Raw genomic sequence first — 19595 nt, forward strand, 5'->3', positions numbered from 1 at the left:
AGGTAGAGGCAGCTGAGGTTGCCCCGTTTGACGGCCTGGGCCTGGGTATGGGCGATGGCCTCGCGAAGCATGAGGGCCCGTTCCAGATGATCGACAGCCTCGCGAAGCATGAGGGCCCGTTCCAGATGATCGAGAGCCTCGCGAAGCATGGCCAGGTCGGCGTATGTGGCGCCGGCGTTGCACAGGGCTGCGGTGAGCGCCTCCTGCCAGCCGGTCTCCTCCGCCACACGCATGGCCTCCGCAAGGCGCGTGGCCTCCGTAAGGCGCATGGGCCTCCGTCAAGCGCATGGGCCTCCGTCAGGCGCATGGCCTCCGCATAGTGGTGGAGGCCGGGCGACGGTCCACCGCCGCCCGGCCTTCGGCCGTTCGATCAGGCGGCCGAGGACCCCGAGGACGCCGAAGGCGTCGAGGACAGGCGCGCCTCACCGGGAGCGTCCCCCAGCGGAATCCCGCGGACGCTGAGCAGGAACAGCAGCGCGCACCCGCCCGTCAGGGCGATGTCGGCGACGTTGCCGACGAACAGCCCGCCGTAGTCGATGAAGTCCACCACGTGCCCCTGGGCGAACGCGGGCGGGCGGAAGAGGCGGTCGAGCAGGTGGGAGGTGGCCCCGCCGAGCAGCGCGCCCAGCACCACCCCCCAGGCCGGCGAACGCAGCCGCCGGGACGCGTACAGGATGCCGGCGACCGCCCCGGCGGCGGCCAGCGCGAACACCCAGGTCACGCCCTCACCCAGGGAGAACGCGGCGCCGGGGTTGAGCAGCAGCCGCAACGAGAGCAGCCGCGGGATCACGGTGATCTCCTCACCACCGGACAAGGCCGACAGCGCCCAGAACTTGGACGCCTGATCTACCAGGAGCACCACCGCGGCCAGCACGATCATCCACGCGCGAGGCCGCCTTCCCCGGTTGCTCTCCTGCGGGCCGCGTTCGTCCGACACTCTTGCCTCACAATCCATGGCTTCTCGCCCCGAATCTACCGAACCTTGGTCGCGGCCACGCTCACTCAGAGCTGGGACGCCCTACTGAGCAACAGTTTCTCGGTGATCGGGGATTCGTGGGTGCCCTCGACCGTGCACGCGTGCGCACCGGCGACCGCGCCCAGTGCGACGCACTCGGGGAGCGTCCGGCCGTTCAGCAGGCCGTACAGGAAGCCGGAGACGAAAGCGTCGCCCGCGCCGTTGCTGTCGGCCACCGGGCCGGGCAGGGGCGCGGCGGGAAAGGCCCGTACGTCGGCCGAGTCGCGGGTCAGGACGAGGCAGCCGTCCGCGCCCCGCGTGCAGACGACCGTGTGGGCGCGCCCCTCGGCGAGGATGTCGCGCATCGTGGCCGCCGGGTCGGCCAGCGCGGTGGCCGACAGGAACACCAGGTCGGAGCCGTAGGCGAAGTCCTTCTGGTAGTCGGCGACACCGTCCCAGTCGTGCAGGTCGGTGGAGATGGGGACGCCGTCGAGGTCGGGGTAGACGTGGCGGCAGAAGTCCATGATCGAGATGTGCGCATGCCTGGGCCGCGGACCGGCGTACAGCTCGCGGGGCAGCCGCTCCCCCGGCGTGACCTTGGGGTCGTGCAGGGAGGTGCGCCGCCCGTCGGGGCCGACGAGCAGCACGCTGCGCCGGGTGCCCGCCTGCGCCACCCCCCACCTGCAGTCGATGTCGCGCAGGGCGTGCCTGATCAGCGCGCCCTGCGGGTCGTCGCCGACGAGGTCGGCGAAGGCGACGCCGAGCCCGAGCGCGTGGCAGCCGAGGGCGACCCCGGCCCCGGTGTTCCCGACGCGGTCGACGACGGGCGGCACGTGGTAGGTGTCCTGGTACGGCAGAGGCAGCGCGGGCACGTAGACAGTGGTGTCCACCCCGGCGCCGCCGAGGACCAGCACGTCAGGCGTCATCGGTGGGTCGGCCTTTCACAGAGAGCGTCCGGGATCAGCGGTTGACCAGCGGACCGGAACCGGTGGAGCCGCGCACGACCAGCTCTGGCTGGAAGATCAGCTCGACGTGCTTGGCCGGCGCGCCGCTGACCTCCTCCAGCAGCGTCTGCACGGCGGCCGAGGCCATCGCCCCGATCGGCTTGCGCACGGTGGTGAGCGGCGGGTCGGTGAACGCGATCAGCGGCGAGTCGTCGAACCCGACCACCGACACGTCGCCCGGCACCGCCAGCCCCTTCTGCCGGCAGGCTCGGATCGCCCCGAGCGCCATCAGGTCGCTCGCGCACACGATTCCGGTGCAGCCGCGGGCCAGCAGCTGCGCGGCGGCGGCCTGCCCGCCCTCGACCGAGAACAGCGAGTGGGAGATCAGGTCGTCGACGTCGGTGGCGCCGAGCAGGTGGGCCATCGCCTGCTTGTAGCCCTCGATCTTCCTGATCACCGGGACGAACCGGCGCGGCCCGAGCGCGAGCCCGACGCGTTCGTGGCCGAGGTCGACCAGGTGCTGGACGGCCAGCCGCGCCGCGAGGCGGTCGTCGGGCGAGATGAAGGGCGCGTCGATGTGCTCGCTGTAGCCGTCGACCAGCACGATCGGCAGGCCGCGGTCGATCAGGCGGGTGTAGCGGTCCATCCGGGCGGTGGTGTCGGCGTGCAGGCCGGAGACGAAGACGATGCCGCTGACACCGCGGTCGACCAGCAGCTCGGTGAACTCGTCCTCAGGGGCGCCGCCGGGCAGCTGGGTGCACAGCACGGGCGTGTAGCCGTGCTGGGTCAGCGCCTTCTCGATGGCCTGCGCGAACGCCGGGAAGATCGGGTTGTCCAGCTCGGGCGTGACGAGCCCGATGAGCCCGTTGCTGCGCTGCCTGAGCCGGGGCGGCCGCTCGTAACCCATGAGGTCGAGGGCCGTCATCACCGCCTGCCGGGTGCCTGCCGAGACGCCGGGCTTGCCGTTGAGCACCCGGCTGACCGTGGCCTCACTCACCCCGGCCTGGGCGGCGATGTCGGCTAGGCGAGCGTGACCGTTCATGGAACACACTTTACTTTCCACCAGGCGGCCGAATCGGCTGCTCCGGGGACATCGGAGGCGAGCAGCAGCTCTCCCTCGACGCCGAAGTCGACGGGCGCGCCGGTCAGGTTGACGGTGCACAGCACGTCGCCGCGGGAGAAGACCAGTGTGCCCTCGGGCGAGTCGTGCCAGACCAGGTCGCCGTCGAGGGAGCGGCGCAGGCGCAGCGCGGCCCGGTAGAGCTCCAGGGTGGAGCCCGTGACGCCGTCCTGGGCCTGGACGCTGAGGTCCGCCCAGTCGGCCGGGATCGGCAGCCACGGGTCGCGCCAGCCGAGCTCGCGGGTCCACGGCAGCGGCACGCGGCAGCCGTCCCGCCCGCTGTCGGGGTCGCGCAGCCGCTGCGGGTCCTGGCACACCTCGTCCGGCAGGTCGAGCACCTCGGGAAGGCCCAGCTCCTCGCCCTGGTAGACGTAGGCCGAACCGGGCAGCGCGAGGGTCAGCAACGCCGCGGCGCGGGCTCTGGCCAGGCTGCCGTAGCGGGTGACGTGCCGCTTGACGTCGTGGTTCGACAACACCCAGGTGGTGGGCGCGCCCACGGAGCCGGCTGTGGCGAGCGAGGAGTCGATCACCGCGCGCAGCTCGGCGGCGTCCCACGGGGTGAACAGGTAGTGGAAGTTGAAGGCCTGGTGGAGCTCGTCGGGCCGGACGTACATGGCCAGGCGTTCGGCGGTGGGCGCCCACGCCTCGGCGACGCCGATGCGCTCGCCGGGGTAGGAGTCGAGCACCCGCCGCCAGGCCCGGTGGATCTCGTGCACGCCGTCGTTGTCGAAGTACGGCACCGGCTCGCGGCCGATCATCCTGGTCTGGTTGGGGTGGCCGATGTCGGGCAGGCCGGCCGGTTTGACCATGCCGTGCGCCACGTCCACGCGGAAGCCGTCCACGCCCAGGTCGAGCCAGAAGCGCAGGATCGACTCGAACTCGCCGCGCACCTCGTCGTCGTCCCAGTTGAGGTCGGGCTGCGCGGGGTCGAACAGGTGCAGATACCACTGGCCGTCCTCGACCTGCGTCCAGGCCGGGCCGCCGAAGATCGACTCCCAGTCGTTGGGCTGGTCGCGGAAGATGTACCGATCGCGCCGCTCGCCGCGCAGCGCGGCCTGGAACCAGGCGTGCGCCGACGAGGTGTGGTTCGGCACGACGTCCACGATGACGCGCAGGCCGTGGCCGTGGGCCTCGTCGATGAGCGCCTTGGCGTCGGCCAGGGAGCCGAACAGCGGGTCGACGTCCCGGTAGTCGGCCACGTCGTAGCCGAAGTCGGCCATCGGCGAGGTGTAGAAGGGCGTCAGCCAGACGGCGTCCACCCCCAGCTCGACCAGGTACGGCAGGCGATCGCGCACGCCTATCAGGTCGCCGACGCCATCGCCGTTGCCGTCGGCGAAACTGCGCACGTAGACCTGGTAGATCACGGCGTCACGCCACCACATGTTCATGGATCTCCCCCCGGGTTTCCGCACCATGAAAGCCCTTGCCGCAAGTTTACGCAAGCCCTTCCATGCACCTCGTTTCGGGATTTATGGGTATACGGCCGCCTAAAACCCCTGGCCGAAACCCCTGCGGGTGAGATTCTTTATGTCAAGGGTGGACATCCAGCGTTAAGGCGCGATGTACTACCTCTTCAATCAGCCTCGTCACAGGTGACACGCGCGCAAGGTGTGGGCCCATGAGCTCGGTCGTTCTCGACAAAGTGACCAAGGTGTATCCGGGCGACTACCTGGCAGTCGACCGGCTGAGCCTGCAGGCCGAGGATGGCGAGTTCCTCGTCCTCCTCGGTCCTTCCGGTTGCGGCAAGTCCACGCTGTTGCGGATGATCGCCGGCCTGGAAGAGATCACGGAAGGCGATCTCTGGCTGGACGGCCAGCTCGCCAACCACCTGCCGCCGCGCGACCGCGACGTGGCCATGGTGTTCCAGAACGGCGCCCTCTACCCGCACCGGACCGTGCGCGGGAACATCGCCTTCCCCCTGGAGATCGCCAAGTCGGACCCGGCGATGGTGCGCGACCGCGTCACCGAGCTGTCGAAGGCGCTGCACATCGACGAGACGCTCGACCGCCGCCCCGGCACCCTGTCGGGCGGCCAGCGGCAGCGCGTGGCGATGGGCCGGGCGATCGTCCGGCAGCCGAAGCTGTTCCTCATGGACGAGCCGCTGTCGAACCTCGACGCCGGCATGCGCACCGAACTGCGGATGGAGATCTCCGCGCTGGTCAGGTCGCTCGGGGTCACCACGATCTACGTCACGCACGACCAGGTCGAGGCGCTCACCCTGGCCGACCGGATCGCGATCCTGAATCGCGGGGTCCTGCAGGACGTCGGCACTCCGGCCCAGATTTACAACGATCCAGCGACGGCGTTCGTGGCCGCCTTCCTCAACTCCCAGCAGTTGAACCTGTTGGCGGCCGGTGTCAGAACGCCGCAGAACCAGTACGTCATGCTCGACTTCGGCCCGCACCGGCTCACGATGCCCTGGAGCGATCCCAGGGCATACGCGATCTCTCAGCACACGGGCGGGCAGGTGCTGGTCGGCATGCGTCCCGACGGGCTGGCGCCGGTGCCGGAGTCGTATGACGGGCCGTCCTTCTACGGGCGGGTGCGGGCGCTGGAGTACCACGGGCACGAGTGGCTGGCGTACCTGGAGTGCGGCATGCCGGCGATGCCGGTGCCCGAGCCGCCGGACCCGCGCGCCCGCCTCAACGGCGAGCGCAACGGCGCGGGCGGGCTGACCGGGATGGTGCGGCGGCTCTTCTCGCAGCGCGCGCCGGAGCACGAGGAGCAGGAGCAGGTCGGCCAGAACGTGGGCAGCGGCTTCCACCGCCGCTCCGACCTGATCGTCCGGCTGGGCAACCGGCCGATGTGGCGGGCGGGGGACGCGGCGAAGGTCGCGGTGGACCTGTCCCGCCTCATGATCTTCACCCTGGACGGCGCCCGCATCGACCCGCCGCGCCGCTGACCCCTGGCGCGCCTCGAAGGCACAGCGGTATCGACACCCCGTCACCACCGTCGAGCGCACCGACCTGACGCCCCGCCGGACTCGCGCCGCACCCACCGTGCCGCGCGGGCCCGGCTTTCGCCATGCCCCGGCACAGCCGCACCTTGACCAAGCGGACCTCGGTCCGTATCGTTGGCGACACTAAACGGACCGCAGTCCAGAAAGGTGTCCGCCATGTCCAGGTTGCTGCACATCTCCGCCTCACCCCGCGGCACGGAATCGATCTCCGCCGCCATCGCCGAGACGTTCGTCCAGGAGTACCTCGCCACCCACCCCGCCCACACCGTGGACCGCTTCGACCTCTGGGACGGCACGCTGCCCGAGTTCGGCCCCGCCGCCGCCCGCGCCAAGATGACGGTGTTCGGCGGCGGCACCCCCGCGGGCGAGGAGGCCGAGGCCTGGGCCGCGGCGGTCAGGACGTTCGAGCGCTTCGACGCCTACGACCGCTACCTGTTCAGCGTGCCGATGTGGAACGCGGGCGTGCCGTACAAGCTCAAGCAGTTCATCGACGTGGTCAGCCAGCCCGCGATGATCTTCGACGTGCACCCGGAGACGGGGTACCGCGCGCTGCTGACCGGCAAGCGGGCGGCCGTCGTCTACACCAGCGCGGTGTGGGGGCCGCGGCTCGGCCCGGAGTTCGGCGCCGACTTCCAGTCCACGTTCTTCGGCGACTGGCTGCGCTGGACGGGCATCGCCGACGTCCAGGAGATCCGCCACCACCCCACGCTCACCGGCTCCTACGACGCCGAGCGCAAGCAGGCCGACGAGCACGCCCGCCGCGTCGCCAGGACCTTCTAGACCGTCGCCGGGCTCCAGCGCGGACCGGCCGGGGTGTCCTCCACGGTCACGCCGCCGCGCGCCATCGCCTCGCGCAGCGCGTCCGCGATCTCGTACCGCCCCTCCCCCCGCAGCCGCGCGCGCAGGTCGAGCAGGGGTTCGACCAGGGGGCGCAGACCGGCGGTCGCGGCGGCCTCGCCCAGCCGGGCGATCAGCAGCCGCATCAGCTCCCGGGCCTGGCCGACCCCACCGGCGTCCTCCTCGGTGTCGGCCGCCCACGTGACGATCTCCGCCTCCAGGTCGAGCACGAGCCGCGCCGCCGCCGCCAGGTCCGGCTTGCCGACCGCGTCCTCGAACGACTGCTCGCAGGAGCGGATCGTCTCCTCCAGCGTGACGGCGGGCCCCGCGGCGGCGCGGGCGGCGGGCGGTAACGGCGGGACCGCGCCGGACATGGCGCCCGCCGCCAGGCCGCGGACGGCGGCCAGGTTCGTCCGCGTCCCGGCCGGCAGGACGGTCACCGCCCCCGGACGCCGTACGGTCAGGCCGCCGCGCCCGGCCACCTCCACCGCCTCCGACTCCAGGTCGATGATCAGCGCCGTGTGCTCGTCGAGCCCCAGGACGGCGGTCTCCGGCGGCAGCTCCCGCTCCATCCGCGACAGCCGCCGCTCGCCCAGATAGCAGTAGCGGGTGTCGTGGGTGCCGCCCTCGGCGTTGTCGAAGTGCGGGATCAGCACGGCCCGCAGGCCCACCTGCTCCAGCAGGCCGATCCCCTCGCGCCAGTGAGGCTCGGCGCCCACCTTGTAGATCTCGTAGACGGGCACGGTGGCCAGGCCCGCGGTGCAGGCGGCGGCCGAGGCCAGCACGGTCACCCCCTGCCGGGAGCGCACCCGGGCACGCAGGTCGCCGCCCACGCCGGAGGCGGCCCACCGGTCGAGCGCGTACGTGGGGCTGCCCGGCCCGGAGAACACCCAGTCGGCGCCCGTGATCGCGGTGGCCACTTCGACCTCCAGCCCGACGCTGCGGGCGAAGTAGCGGCGGGCACGGGCGGAGATGTCGGCGGCGTTCTCCTGGAAGGCGTAGGGCGTGTCGAGCAGCACGGCACGGGCCCCCGTGCGCAGCCCGCGGGCCACCGCGCGGTGGACCTCGACCATGGTCGGGCTCGTCTCCCCCGACCCCATGAGCACCAGCGAACCCGGCATGACCTCGGCCCCTTCCCACCCGCCGGCGACCGCGGGGGCCCCGGCACGCGCCCTGACCAGCCCCGGGCCCGGCGAGAGCCCAGAGGAGGCCGCGCGACGGCCCGGCGGGGTCCGCGCCGATGACCCGTCCCCCATCTTGCACTCCACGAGCCGGCGGCACGAGCCCGGCGAGAGGATCGTGCCGGCCTACGCGGTGTGCCCCGAGCCGTCGCCCTGGCCGCCCACGGCCGAGGCTCCCGTGACGGGGACCGCGCACGGCGCGGCGCCCGCGGCGGCGGACCGCCGGGAGACCCGCCGGCCCAGCGCCTGCATGGGGCGTTCGACGTAACGGTAGGAGAGCGCGCTGACGGCCAGGATCAGCGCCAGGGCCAGCCCGGCCATCGCGAGCTGGTACGGCAGCGGCGCCAGCCGCAGGTCGCCGGTGACCTCCACGAAGTACTTCAGCAGCGGATGGTGCACCAGGTAGAGCGAGTAGCTGATCAGCCCGAGCCAGGTGAGCACCGCGGGCAGCCGCCGCCCGCGCAGCGCCATCGCGCCCGCGAAGGTGGCCGCCGCCAGCGCGATCGTGGTCAGCCACACGTCGGCCTCGACCCACCACCAGCCGCTCTCGATCGCCCACACCGGAGCCACGACGACCAGCGCCGCCGTCACCGCGACCGGCCACAGGCCGCCGCGCCCGCGCTCCCAGCGGTGGATCGCCGTGCCGGCGAACATGACCGCGACCACGGCCGCGCCCAGCCACGGCACCCGGCTGCTCAGCAGCAGCAACGCCAGCGCCATCAGCCCGAGCAGGCACGCCGCGGTCCGGCGGAACCAGCCGCCGACCACGCAGGTGAGCCCGGCGGCGAACACCGCGCACGACACGTACGCCGGCCATCCGCCCCGCAGCACCGCCCCCGACACCACCAGCCCCACCGCGACGGACGCCCCGGCGAACAGGACGGACACCAGCCCGCTGCGCTCGTGCGCCCCGATCAGGAACAGCGCCGTGACCAGCAGGTAGAACACCATCTCGTACGACAGCGTCCACATCGTGTCGGCCACGCCGCCCACGCTCACGACGTCGAGCAGCATGGTCGCGTGGGCCGCCACCGCGCTCCCGTCGCGCGGCACGCCCTCGCGCACCGGCACCCACCAGGACGCGGCCAGCACCAGCGCGATCACGGCCAGGTAGAGGGGGTAGAGGCGGAAGGCGCGGCTGGCCCAGAAGGCCCGCACGTCGCCGTGGCGTTCCAGCGAGGTCGGGATGATGTACCCGCTGACCATGAAGAACACCAGGATGCCGTAGACGCCGAGACTGAACCAGTAGGGGCGCAGCGCGGGCAGGAACCACGGCAGCAGGTGCTCGGCGACCACCGCGAGCGCGCCGATGCCGCGCAGGGCGTCGAGCCAGGCGAGCCTGGACGGCGCGCCTGGCGTGGTCGTGTGGGGGGTCGCGGCGGTCGGCACCCGCCCCAACTTACCCGCAGCGGGCTAGGTGATGCGGTGGGTCGCCAGGGACGCGTGGTGGTCGGCTCCGTCGGGGCCGCAGGGGTCGGTGTGGACGGTGGCGGCGCGCAGGCGCGGCAGGTCGTGGATCAGGCGGTGCTCGGCCTCGACCGCCACGGCGTGCGCGTCCACGACCGACATGGCGTGGTCGACCAGGATCTCGACCTCGGCGTGCAGGGCGTGGCCGAGCCAGCGCAGGCGCACCGAGCCGACGCGCTCGACGCCGGGGACGCCGGCCAGGATGCGTTCGGCCTCGTCCACCAGGGCGGGGTCGACGGCGTCCATGAGACGGTGGTAGATCTCGCGGGCGGCGTCGCGCAGCACGAAGCAGATGGCGACCGTGATCAGCAGGCCCACGACCGGGTCGGCGATCGGGAAGCCGAGCGCCGCGCCGCCCGCGCCGAGGAGCACGGCCAGGGAGGTGAAGCCGTCGGTCCTGGCGTGCAGGCCGTCGGCCACGAGCGCGGCCGAGCCGATCTGGCGGCCCACGGTGATGCGGTAGCGCGCCACCCACTCGTTGCCGACGAACCCGGCCAGCGCGGCGGCGGCGACCCAGCCGAGCGCCCGGACGTCCTGGGGCTCGACGAGCCGCCGGACGGCCTCGTACCCGGCGAGCGCGGCCGAGGCGGCGATGAGCACGACGATGACGATGCCCGCGAGGTCCTCGGCCCTGCCGTAGCCGTAGGTGAAGCGGCGGGTGGCGGCCCGGCGGCCGAGCGAGAACGCGATGGCCAGCGGGACGGCGGTCAGCGCGTCGGCCAGGTTGTGCAGGGTGTCGCCGAGCAGCGCGACCGACCCCGACGCCACGACGATCACGGCCTGGACCACGGCGGTGAGCATGAGGACCGCGAAGGACACGGCCAGCACGCGCATGCCCCGGCTGCTGGACTCCAGGGCGCTGTCGGTTCTGGCGGCGCTGTCGTGGCTGTGCGGCGTTAACACGTGCGCGGCCTTGGCGGCCAGCGCCCTGAGCCCCCGCCGCTCCCCCGGACCGTGGCCATGCCCATGGCCATGCCCATGGCCGTGCCCGTGCCCGTGACCGTGCCCGTGCCCGTGCGGATGGGTATCGGAGTCAGACATGAGCACCCCTTCGCTTGCGCGTCTCGTCCGCTCCGACCAGGATATGTAGTCATGTACGCACGCGACAACGTCTCAAGTGCGGACCACTCGCAGGAGCAACCCACTCCCGCCCAGGTCAACGCCGCCGTGGACGCCTTCCGCATGCTCAGCGACGCCACCCGGCTCCGGCTGATGTGGGAACTGTCAGCCGGTGAGCTGGACGTGAACTCCCTGGCCGAGGCGGTCGGCGCGGCGCGCCCGTCGGTGTCGCAGCACCTGGCCAAGCTCCGGCTGGCCGGTCTGGTGGACACCCGCAGGGACGGCCGCCGGGTGCTCTACCGCGCCCGCGACGGGCACGTGCGGGCGCTCATCGCCGAGGCGCTGTCCCATGCCGACCACGAGGTCTCGGGGCTGCCCCGGCACGACTAGCTACCAGCCCACCCGGCCCTTGCCGGAGACGAGGGCGCGGGCGATCACCAGCCGCTGCACGTCGTTGGTGCCCTCGCCGATCGCCATCAGCGGCGCGTCCCGGTAGAGCCGTTCGACCACGAACTCCTGGGAGTAGCCGTAGCCGCCGTGGATGCGCATCGCCTCCAGCGACGCCTTCAGCGCCACCTCGGAGGCGAAGTACTTGGCCATGCCCGCCTCCATGTCCACCCGCTCGCCGCCGTCGGCCCGGGCCGCGGCCCAGTACGTGAGCAGCCGGGCGGCCTGGATCTCGGTGGCCAGGTCGGCGAGCTTGAGCTGGACGGCCTGGAAGTCGGCGATGGGCTGCCCGAACGCGGTGCGCTCGCGCGCGTACTCCAGGGCGGCGTCGTAGGCCGCCTGCGCGACGCCGACCGCGCGGGCGGCGATGTTGACCCGGCCGATCTCCAGCCCGCCCAGCACCTGCTGCATGCCGCGCCCCTCGACGCCCCCGAGCAGCGCCGAGACCGGCACGCGCACTTCGTCGAGCACGACCTCGCAGGTCTCGGTGCCCTTGTAGCCGAGCTTGGGCAGGTCGCGGCTGACGCCGAAGCCGGGCGAGGCCGGATCGACGAGCAGCACCGACATGCCCTTGTGGGCGGGCTCGGTGACCGAGGTCTTGACCAGGACGGGCAGCGGGTCGGCGTGCCGGGCGTTGGTGATCCACGTCTTGGTGCCGGTCACCACGTAGTGGTCGCCGTCGCGGACCGCGCGGGTCTGGATGCCCTGCAGGTCGGTCCCGGCGCCGGGCTCGGTGAGCGCGATGGCGGTACGCCGGACGCCCGCGGCCAGGTCGGCGAGGTGCAGGCGTTTCTGCTCGTCGGTGCCGTGTCTGGCGATCATCCAGCAGGCCAGCGAGTGGGAGCCGATCGTGCCGGCCACGCCCATCCAGCCGCGGGCGATCTCCTCGAAGACCAGCGCGAAGGAGACCATGTCCGCGCCGAGGCCGCCGTACTCCTCGGGGACGGTCAGCCCGAACAGCCCCATCTGCTTCATCTTCTCGACGATCTCGGTGGGGTAGCGGCCCGAGTGCTCCCACTCGGTGGCCACGGGCAGGATCTCCTTCTCCACGAAGGCGCGCAGGGTCTCGCGGAAGGCCCTCTGCTCGTCGGTCAGCTCGAAATCCATGGCCTCAGGTCCTCTGCGCGGGAGGGACGGTCGAGGCTCACGTTATTCGTCTGATGTTTGGCCGGTCAATCGTGCGGGCGCGCGGGCGGCCAGCTTGGCGACGACGTCCACGATGCGGACCGCGCGTTCCAGCTCGGCCCGGTGGAAGACGGGCCCGCCGGCGCGGGCGACGACGACGTGCATGCCCTGCGGGACGAAGGGCAGCAACATCAGCCGCAGGTCCGCCGAGTCCAGGGTGATCGCGCGCGGCGGCGGGTCGGGCAGGTTCAGCACCTCCGGCGCGGCCATCGAGGCGTGCCGGACGGCTCCGTCCTCGACCGCGACCGACCACTCGGCGCCGCACAGCGCGGGCAGGGCGTCCACCAGCGTGGCCAGGCCGCGCGCCGGTTCCGTCGCCACGTGCATGAGCAGGTCGTAGTCGGGGGCGGAGCCGGGCACGTCGCGGGTGGGCCAGACGCCCTCGACGCGTACGCCCGGCGTCGCCGACAACCGCTCGCAGACCTCCGTCGCGCTGATCGGGCCCGGCCAGGACACGATGAAGTCGTCCACGGCCCGGCCGGTCTCCCGTTCCAGCACGGTGACCTGCAGGATGTCGGCGCCGAGCGTCCCCAGCGCCTTCGCGACCTGGCCAAGGCCGCCCGGCCGGTCCGGCAGGGACACCCTCAGTCGCAGCAGCATTGGCCGCCCCCTTTCCCAGAGGCTCTCACAGTGCCGTGGACAGGTTTCGCGTATGTTCCACGGATATGTCGCGCATGCTGCGCTTATATCCCAGGATCCGGCGCTAAGTCCGGATTGTCGAACCTGGGTGGCGGTTTGAGCAGGTGTTTTCCCAAAAACGACCAAGGATCGTTCAAGGATCAGGCAGACCGATCCCCGCACGTGGGGATCGGGCGGGGGATCAGGCGGGGATCAGGCAAGGGATCAGGGTGAGGTCAGCCGGGGGTCAGGCGAACACGTCCTGCTGGTAGCGGCCGTCCGCCTCCAGGGCGGCCAGCCAGGCCGCGCCGTCCTCGCCGCCTTCTCCGCCCTCGCCGGTGTGCCGCCGGTGGACGTCCAGCAGCGCCTGGCGCACCGCCGGGGCCATGCGCAGGCCGTCGCCGCAGACGTACACGTACGCGCCCTGCTTCAGCAACTCCCACAGCTCCTCGGCGTGATCGGCCATGGCGTCCTGGACGTACCGATACGGATGCCCGGCCACGGCCGAGAACGCGGTGTGCACGTTCACCTCCGCGCGGGCGGCCCAGGCGGTCACCTCGTCCCGGTACAGCCAGTCGTGGTCGGGGTGGCGGCAGCCGGTGAACACCTCGGCCCGGCCGCCCGCCCCGCTCAGCGCCCGCTCCTCCAGGAAGCCGCGCAGCGGCGCGAACCCCGTGCCGGGGCCGACCAGGATCACCGGGGTGGCCGGATCGGCGGGCAGCCGGAACGGCGGCGCGGGCACGCGTACGTACCCGTAGAACACCTCACCGGGCCGCAGCCCGGCCAGGTACGCCGAGCACATGCCCTGGTAGGTGCCGCTGCCGGACCAGGCGGGCCCCTCGACCAGCCCGACGGTGAGCCGCACCAGGTCGGGGCCGGCCAGCGGCGAGGAGGACACCGAGTAGTAGCGCGGCCGGATCGGCCCGGCCATCTCCAGGAACACCGGCAGCGGCAGCTCGACGGCCGGGAAGCGCTCCAGCAGAGCCAGCGGCGAGACCCGCTTGGCCAGGATCTCGTCGGCGTAGTTCGCGGTCAGCTCGGCGAGCTGACCGCGCGTCCAGGGGCAGCCGGTGTGCGCGGCCAGGGCCTCCAGGTCGGCCCTGGTGGCCACCTCCTGCAGCTCGGCGAACTCGGTCAGCAGCAGGCCGGCCGTCACCGGCGTGTCCACGGGCAGGTGGGTGGCGCCGGCGGCGCGCAGCCGCACCACCTGCTCGCGCGGCACCCGCAGGCAGCGCAGGGCCCACTCGACCAGCTCGGGGTCGTTCTTGGCGAAGACGGCGACGTGGTCGCCCGCCGTGTAGGTGACGCCCTCGGGCAGGCGGGCCACGATGGAGCGCACGCCGGGCCTCGGCGCCTCGGCCGAGAAGTCCCACAGCCCGGCGGGGTCGCCGGTCAGCTCCTCGTTGGACACGACGGTCATCGGCACGGCCCGCTCGGACACGACGGCCGGCCTGACCTCGCTCTCGCCGAGCACCTCCATCTCGTAGCGCGGCCCGGCCGCGCCCGCCGGGGCGCTGTACTCGTCGGCCAGCGCCGCCCACAGCCGGGCCGTCCACGCCGAGACGTCGCCGTCGAAGTCGCCGTCGGCGTCGGCCTCGCCGCGCTCGACGAGCGGCACCGCCCCGGCGGCGGTCAGCTTCTCGCCGGCCCGGCGCGGGAAGTCCTGGTACGTCGGCCACTGGGAGTTGCCGCAGCCGAGCACCGCCAGGCGCACGCCCGACAGGTCGGGCAGCTCCTCCAGGGCGTCGAAGCGCTGGGCGTTGTCGGGCGCCTTGCCGTTGTAGGAGGAGGCGACCACGACGAGCAGGCCCTGCGACGGCGGCGTCAGGTCGTCCAGGGTGGTCAGGGTGGTGGCGAAGCCGGACCGGCCGGCCCGCTCGGCCAGCCGCTCGGCGATGTCGGCGGCGGTGCCCAGGTTGGAGCCGTAGGCGACGGTGAGCGGCACGCCGGTGACCGCGAGGTCGTGCCGCTCCCCCTCACCGGCGGCCTGGACGCCGGCGGCGGGGGCGGTGCGCTCGTGGGCGCGACGCTCGCGCACCCGCAGGGTGAACCCGTCGGGCTTGATGGTCAGCGTCTGCTTGATCTTCATCCGGTAGGCGTCGGGGTCGGAGACGGCGAAGCGGCGCAGGATCATGGCCAGGGCGAGCCGGGCCTCGGTCAGCGCGAACTGGCGGCCGATGCAGGCCCGCTCGCCGTTGCCGAACGGCTTGTACGCCGCCGGGTGGTGGGCCTTCTTGTGCTCCGGCAGCCAGCGGTCGATGTCGAACTCCGCCGGCCGCTCCCACGCCTTGGGGTGGCGGTGCAGCGACGGCAGCAGCACGGCGACGCTCTGGTCGGCCTCGATCTCGTACCCGCCGATGGTGGTGGCCTCGACGGCGCTGACGGCGAAGGCGGGGATCGGCGACCAGATCCGCAGCGTCTCCTCCAGGATCCGGGGGATGACGTCGAGCTTCATGATCGTCTCGTAGCTGGGCGGCTCGTCGCCGGGCAGCAGGCGGTCGACCTCGTCGTAGGCCCTGGCCAGGGTGTGCGGGTCGCGCAGCAGGTTGTACAGGGCGAAGGAGAGCAGGCCGCTGGTGGTCTCGTGCCCGGCGATCAGGAAGGTGAGCACCTGGTTGCGGATGTTCTCGTCGGACAGGCGGCCGCCGGTCTGCGGGTCGGCGGCCGCCAGCATGAGGCCGAGCAGGTCCTTGGCGTCGCCGGCGCCCGCTGCGGGCAGCTCTGTGCGGCGCTGCTTGATCACGTCGTCCACCAGGGCGCGCATGGTCTCGATGTCGCGGCGGTAGGCGTCCTCGTGGCCGCGCTTCAGCTTGGTGACGAACGGGAGCTGCTGGTTGCGCAGCATGGCCTCGGTCAGCGCGCCGCCCATGGCCTTCAGGAACGGGTGCAGCTCGGGAGAGGCGAAGGAGTCGAACCGGAAGCCGAAGCCGGTCAGCGAGATCGTGTCCAGCGTGAGCCGGGTCATGTCGTCGGCCACGGGCAGGTCCTGCCCCTGGCGGCCGGCCCACGAGGCGACGAGCTGCTCGGCGACCTCCAGCATCTGCGGGTAGTACGCCTTCATCGAGCGCTGGCTGAAGGCGGGCAGCAGGATGCGGTGCGCCTGCCCCCACACCGGCTCGTGCGGCTCGGCGGTGAACAGGCCGTCGCCGCCGAAGTCGCGCACGATCGACAGCGGCGGCTTGATGCGCTTGACGAACCTGCTCTCATCGCACACCTCCGCGACCAGGTCGGGGTCATAGACGAGCACGATCGTGCGGCCGGCGACCTCCAGCCGGAAGATGCCCTCCTCGTACCGCTCGGCGACCTTGACGAAGTGCTCCACCGGCGAGTGGGCCGGGATCTGCAGCGTGTTGCCCAGGATCGGCAGGCCCTGCGGGGCGGGGATACGCCTCATGAGTGCTCCCTTCGGGTAGCCATACACCGTATGGCTGACGCTACCATACGCTGTATGGCAGTGAGCGCGCGCAGGGGAGCTCCCCTGAGTCTTGACGAGATCTGTTCCACGGCGCTTCGCCTGATCGACGAGGCCGGCGTCGAGGGGTTGTCGATGCGGAAACTGGCCGCCGAGCTCGACGTCAACCCCATGTCGGTCTACCACCACGTCGCGAGCAAGGAGGCGCTGCTGGCCCGCATCTGCGAGACGGTCAGCGTCCGGCTGCCGCTGCCGCCCGACGACGGCACCCCGTGGCAGGACCAGCTCCGCGCCCTGGCCCTGGCCTACCACCGGCACGCCCGGCAACATCCGGCCATGTGGAACTACCTGCACAACCACCCCGAGTTCAGCGAGGACCGGCGGCTGCCGCTGTGGCAGGCGCTCTACCGCATCCTGCGCGCCTCCGGGGTGCCCGAGGAGGAGCTGCGGCGGACGAGCGAGGTGCTGCACGCGTTCGTCTCGGGGTTCGTCTTCGCCGAGACGCGGGGGCACCTGAGCGGCGACCCCGAGGAGGTCGAGCGCAGCTTCGACGTCGCCCTGCACATGATCATCAATGGCCTGGCCGCCCGATGACGCCTGCGTTGGAAAGTCCAACCCGCTCGCGTTAGAGTGAGTTGGAATTTCCAACGGACAGGAGGCCGCGATGCGCGACGCCGTCATCGTGCAAGCCGTACGCACCCCCATCGGCAAGGGCAAACCCGGCGGCGGGCTGCACGGGACGCACCCCGTCGACCTGCTCGCCCACGCCCTGCGCGCCCTGATCGAGCGCAGCGGCGTGGACCCGTCGCTGGTCGACGACGTGATCGGCGGCTGCGTCGACCAGGTGGGCGAGCAGGCCATGAACACCACCCGCTACGCCTGGCTGGCCGCCGGCTTCCCCGACTCGGTGCCCGCGGTCACGGTCGACCGGCAGTGCGGCTCGTCCCAGCAGGCCGTGCACTTCGCCGCCCAGGGCGTCATGTCCGGCGCGTACGACCTGGTCGTGGCCTGCGGCGTGGAGTCGATGAGCCGGGTGCCCATGTGGTCGAACGTGCCGCCGGGCGCCGACCCGTTCGGGCCCTCGGTGGCCGCGCGCTTCCCCGGAGGGCTGGTCCCGCAGGGCGTCAGCGCCGAGCTGATCGCCGCCAAGTGGTCGCTGAGCCGCGAGCAGATGGACGTCTTCGCCGCCGCCTCCCACGCCAAGGCCGCCGCCGCGGACTTCGGCGCCGAGCTCGCCCCGATCGCCGGCCTGGACCGCGACGAGTCGATCCGGCCCGCCACCACGCCCGAGATCCTGGCCGGGCTGCGGCCCGCCTACGCCGACCCCGGCTACGCCGAGCGTTTCCCGCAGATCAGCTGGTCGGTCACCGCGGGCAACGCCAGCCCGATCAACGACGGCGCGGCGGCCGTCCTGATCACCAGCTCCGAGACCGCCGCGCGGCTCGGCCTGCGCCCGCTGGCCCGGCTGCACAGCTTCGCCGTCACCGGCTCCGACCCGCTGCTCATGCTCACCGGCGTGATCCCGGCCACGGAGAAGGTGCTGCGCCGCGCCGGGCTCGCGCTGTCCGACATCGACCTGTTCGAGGTGAACGAGGCCTTCGCCAGCGTCGTGCTGGCCTGGTTGCAGGAGACGGGAGCCGACCCGGCGAAGGTCAACGTCAACGGCGGCGCCATCGCCCTCGGCCATCCGCTCGGCGCCAGCGGCGCCCGCATCACGACCACGCTCGTGCACGCCATGCGCACGCGCGGCGCCCGCTACGCCCTGCAGACCATGTGCGAGGCGGGCGGCCTGGCCAACGCGCTCGTGCTGGAGAACGCCGGCTGAGGCTCAGGCGGCGGCCCAGACGGCCTCGAACGCCGCCTCGGTGATCTCGGTCAGCTCCCAGATCTCCAGCGGCTGGTCGGTGAGGAAGCCGCGATCGTCCTGGAGCCGGCCCCACCAGTAGCGGTGGGCGACGCGGTCGGTGCCGACCTCGATCTGCCTGATCGCCCAGTGTTCGCCGTCGCCCTCGACGCTCTCGAACAGCCAGACGCGCCCACCGGGATCGGCGGTGTGCGCGAGCTGCTTGACCAGCGGCAGGCGAAGATCCGGGACCATGCCCCGTAGGCTACACCGCTACCGCTGGTAGGCCCCGGCGTCCGGCGCCCCGGACAGCGGCCGGCCCATCACGTCCTTGGCGAGGGCGGCGCCGCCGAACCAGGCGGGCGACAGCGGCAGGCCGCGGCCCAGCGCCGGGGAGCCAGGACGCAGGCGCAGGTCGGTGCGGGAGACGAACAGCGGGTCGGCCCTGACCGACTTCGGCCCCAGCTTGAAGGTGAGCTTGCGGCCGTAGTAGACGCTGCCGCCGTCGTCGACGCCCTTGCCGTCGGCCCAGCCCGCCTCGCCGCCGACCGCGATCACGTTGTTGCGCAGCCTGAGGATGGAGGGCGAGCAGCCGTCGTGGCAGGACCAGCCGATGGTGTCCTTGGCCGGCAGGTAGACCGAGTTGTGCACGGCGATCGTGCCCTTGACCGGGCCCACGACGTGGCCGGGGCCGCGGGTGATGAGGAAGGAGCCGCGGCTGCGGGCGGAGGTGACGACGTTGAAGGCGAAGACGTTGCCGGTGGCGGTCTTGCCCTTCTGGGCGCCGAGTTCGGTGAAGGTCTCGTTGTCGCGCGCGGTGTTGTAGATGACCCGGTTGCGGTCGCCGTTGAAGATCTCGACGGCGGCGCCGTCGGTGCCGTAGTCGTGGCTCTTGGCGTAACTGCCGGTGATGGTGTTGCCGGTCACCAGGTTGTCGTCGCCGTTGAGCAGCACGCCGAAGGCGCCGGAGTCGTTGTCGCCGCCCTCGTCGTCGACGCTCATGCGGTTGTTGCCGGTGAGCGTGCTGTCGCGGACGGTGTTGTGCGAGCCGGACGGCGTGACCCACACGCCCGCGGCGTTGCCGTCGGCCGCGACGCCGGTCAGCTCGATGTGGTGGCCGCCGAGCTGGAACCCGGCGAACCGGCAGCCGGTGGCGCGCAGGCCGCTGATCTGCCAGTAGGCGCCCTTGACGACCACGCAGTCGCGCTCGTCGCCGCTGATGCGGGGCAGGGCGCCGGTGCCGTGGGAGCGGATGACGATGGGCCGGGCGGCGGTGCCGCTCACGGTGAGCCTGAGCGGGCCGGTGAAGCTGCCGCCCCGCTTGAAGCTGACGATGTCGCCCGGCTTGAGCTCGGCGGAGCCGACCTTCTCCAGCGACTTCCACGGCTTGTCGGGGCTGGTGCCGGCGGCGGAGTCGTCGCCGGACCTGGAGTCGACGTAGTAGGTGGTGGCCGCCCTGGCTTCCGCGGCGGTCGGTACGGCGGTAAGAAGCGAAGCTGCGACGGCTACGGAGAGCAACCTCATGCGGGCACACCACTATCCAGTTGAAGACGGTACGGGGCCAGGCC

At 72.4% G+C, this 19595-nt stretch carries 17 protein-coding genes; 5 read left to right on the plus strand and 12 right to left on the minus strand.

Annotated features, from left to right (window positions below; translation table 11 throughout):
• Positions 1-370: 370 nt before the first annotated feature.
• From AB0C33_RS27505 to AB0C33_RS27520, 4 genes are all read right to left on the minus strand, one after another.
• Positions 371-937: a signal peptidase II gene (locus tag AB0C33_RS27505; protein WP_358292935.1), complete on the minus strand. Its 567-nt coding sequence runs from the start codon at positions 935-937 to the stop codon at positions 371-373.
• 65 nt (positions 938-1002) lie between these two features.
• On the minus strand, positions 1003-1881 hold the full coding sequence (locus AB0C33_RS27510) for a PfkB family carbohydrate kinase (protein ID WP_358292937.1): 879 nt from the start codon (positions 1879-1881) through the stop codon (positions 1003-1005).
• Positions 1882-1915: 34 nt separating this feature from the next.
• Positions 1916-2941: a LacI family DNA-binding transcriptional regulator gene (locus tag AB0C33_RS27515; protein WP_352328468.1), complete on the minus strand. Its 1026-nt coding sequence runs from the start codon at positions 2939-2941 to the stop codon at positions 1916-1918.
• Positions 2938-4407, minus strand: a complete 1470-nt coding sequence (locus tag AB0C33_RS27520; RefSeq protein ID WP_358292941.1) for a glycoside hydrolase family 13 protein — start codon at positions 4405-4407, stop codon at positions 2938-2940. Before AB0C33_RS27520 ends, AB0C33_RS27515 begins: the two co-directional genes overlap by 4 nt.
• A gap of 230 nt (positions 4408-4637) precedes the next feature.
• On the opposite strand from AB0C33_RS27520, the gene AB0C33_RS27525 reads away from it, so the two are divergent.
• Positions 4638-5921: an ATP-binding cassette domain-containing protein gene (locus AB0C33_RS27525; protein WP_358292944.1), complete on the plus strand. Its 1284-nt coding sequence runs from the start codon at positions 4638-4640 to the stop codon at positions 5919-5921.
• A 213-nt stretch (positions 5922-6134) separates the two neighbouring features.
• Positions 6135-6758: an NAD(P)H-dependent oxidoreductase gene (locus tag AB0C33_RS27530; RefSeq protein WP_358292947.1), complete on the plus strand. Its 624-nt coding sequence runs from the start codon at positions 6135-6137 to the stop codon at positions 6756-6758.
• On the opposite strand, the gene AB0C33_RS27535 is transcribed toward AB0C33_RS27530, so the two are convergent.
• From AB0C33_RS27535 to AB0C33_RS27545, 3 genes are all read right to left on the minus strand, one after another.
• A complete protein-coding gene (locus tag AB0C33_RS27535) occupies positions 6755-7936 on the minus strand; it encodes a hypothetical protein (protein WP_358292950.1) in 1182 nt (393 codons plus the stop codon). The two genes, AB0C33_RS27530 and AB0C33_RS27535, sit on opposite strands and share 4 nt — an antisense overlap.
• Before the next feature lie 186 nt (positions 7937-8122).
• A complete protein-coding gene (locus AB0C33_RS27540; RefSeq protein ID WP_358292952.1) occupies positions 8123-9385 on the minus strand; it encodes an acyltransferase in 1263 nt (420 codons plus the stop codon).
• 24 nt (positions 9386-9409) lie between these two features.
• Positions 9410-10504 carry a cation diffusion facilitator family transporter gene (locus AB0C33_RS27545; protein WP_358292955.1) on the minus strand — a complete coding sequence of 365 codons (1095 nt, stop codon included), beginning with the start codon at positions 10502-10504 and terminating at the stop codon, positions 9410-9412.
• Between the two features lie 51 nt (positions 10505-10555).
• Between AB0C33_RS27545 and AB0C33_RS27550 the strand changes: the two genes are divergently transcribed.
• Positions 10556-10912, plus strand: coding sequence for a metalloregulator ArsR/SmtB family transcription factor (locus tag AB0C33_RS27550; RefSeq protein WP_358292958.1), 357 nt, complete (start codon positions 10556-10558; stop codon positions 10910-10912).
• Here the strand turns inward: AB0C33_RS27550 and AB0C33_RS27555 are convergent, their stop codons facing one another.
• From AB0C33_RS27555 to AB0C33_RS27565, 3 genes are all read right to left on the minus strand, one after another.
• Positions 10913-12076: an acyl-CoA dehydrogenase family protein gene (locus tag AB0C33_RS27555; RefSeq protein WP_358292961.1), complete on the minus strand. Its 1164-nt coding sequence runs from the start codon at positions 12074-12076 to the stop codon at positions 10913-10915.
• A gap of 42 nt (positions 12077-12118) precedes the next feature.
• Positions 12119-12754 carry an amino acid-binding protein gene (locus tag AB0C33_RS27560; protein WP_358292963.1) on the minus strand — a complete coding sequence of 212 codons (636 nt, stop codon included), beginning with the start codon at positions 12752-12754 and terminating at the stop codon, positions 12119-12121.
• 265 nt (positions 12755-13019) lie between these two features.
• Complete coding sequence (locus tag AB0C33_RS27565; protein WP_358292966.1) at positions 13020-16166, minus strand: cytochrome P450; 3147 nt, start codon at positions 16164-16166, stop codon at positions 13020-13022.
• A gap of 54 nt (positions 16167-16220) precedes the next feature.
• Here AB0C33_RS27565 and AB0C33_RS27570 point away from each other — a divergent pair, with 54 nt between their 5' ends.
• Positions 16221-16778, plus strand: a complete 558-nt coding sequence (locus AB0C33_RS27570; RefSeq protein ID WP_358292969.1) for a WHG domain-containing protein — start codon at positions 16221-16223, stop codon at positions 16776-16778.
• Between the two features lie 70 nt (positions 16779-16848).
• The gene (locus AB0C33_RS27575) at positions 16849-18009 is read left to right on the plus strand and encodes a thiolase family protein (protein ID WP_358292972.1); all 1161 of its coding nucleotides are present in this window, start codon (positions 16849-16851) and stop codon (positions 18007-18009) included.
• A 3-nt stretch (positions 18010-18012) separates the two neighbouring features.
• On the opposite strand, the gene AB0C33_RS27580 is transcribed toward AB0C33_RS27575, so the two are convergent.
• Entirely contained in the window at positions 18013-18282 is a 270-nt protein-coding gene (locus tag AB0C33_RS27580) for a hypothetical protein (protein ID WP_358292975.1), read from the minus strand.
• Between the two features lie 18 nt (positions 18283-18300).
• Positions 18301-19551 carry a right-handed parallel beta-helix repeat-containing protein gene (locus tag AB0C33_RS27585; RefSeq protein WP_358292978.1) on the minus strand — a complete coding sequence of 417 codons (1251 nt, stop codon included), beginning with the start codon at positions 19549-19551 and terminating at the stop codon, positions 18301-18303.
• Positions 19552-19595: the final 44 nt, after the last annotated feature.

The sequence above is a fragment of the Nonomuraea sp. NPDC048881 genome (assembly GCF_040649795.1).
Lineage (GTDB): Bacteria > Actinomycetota > Actinomycetes > Streptosporangiales > Streptosporangiaceae > Nonomuraea.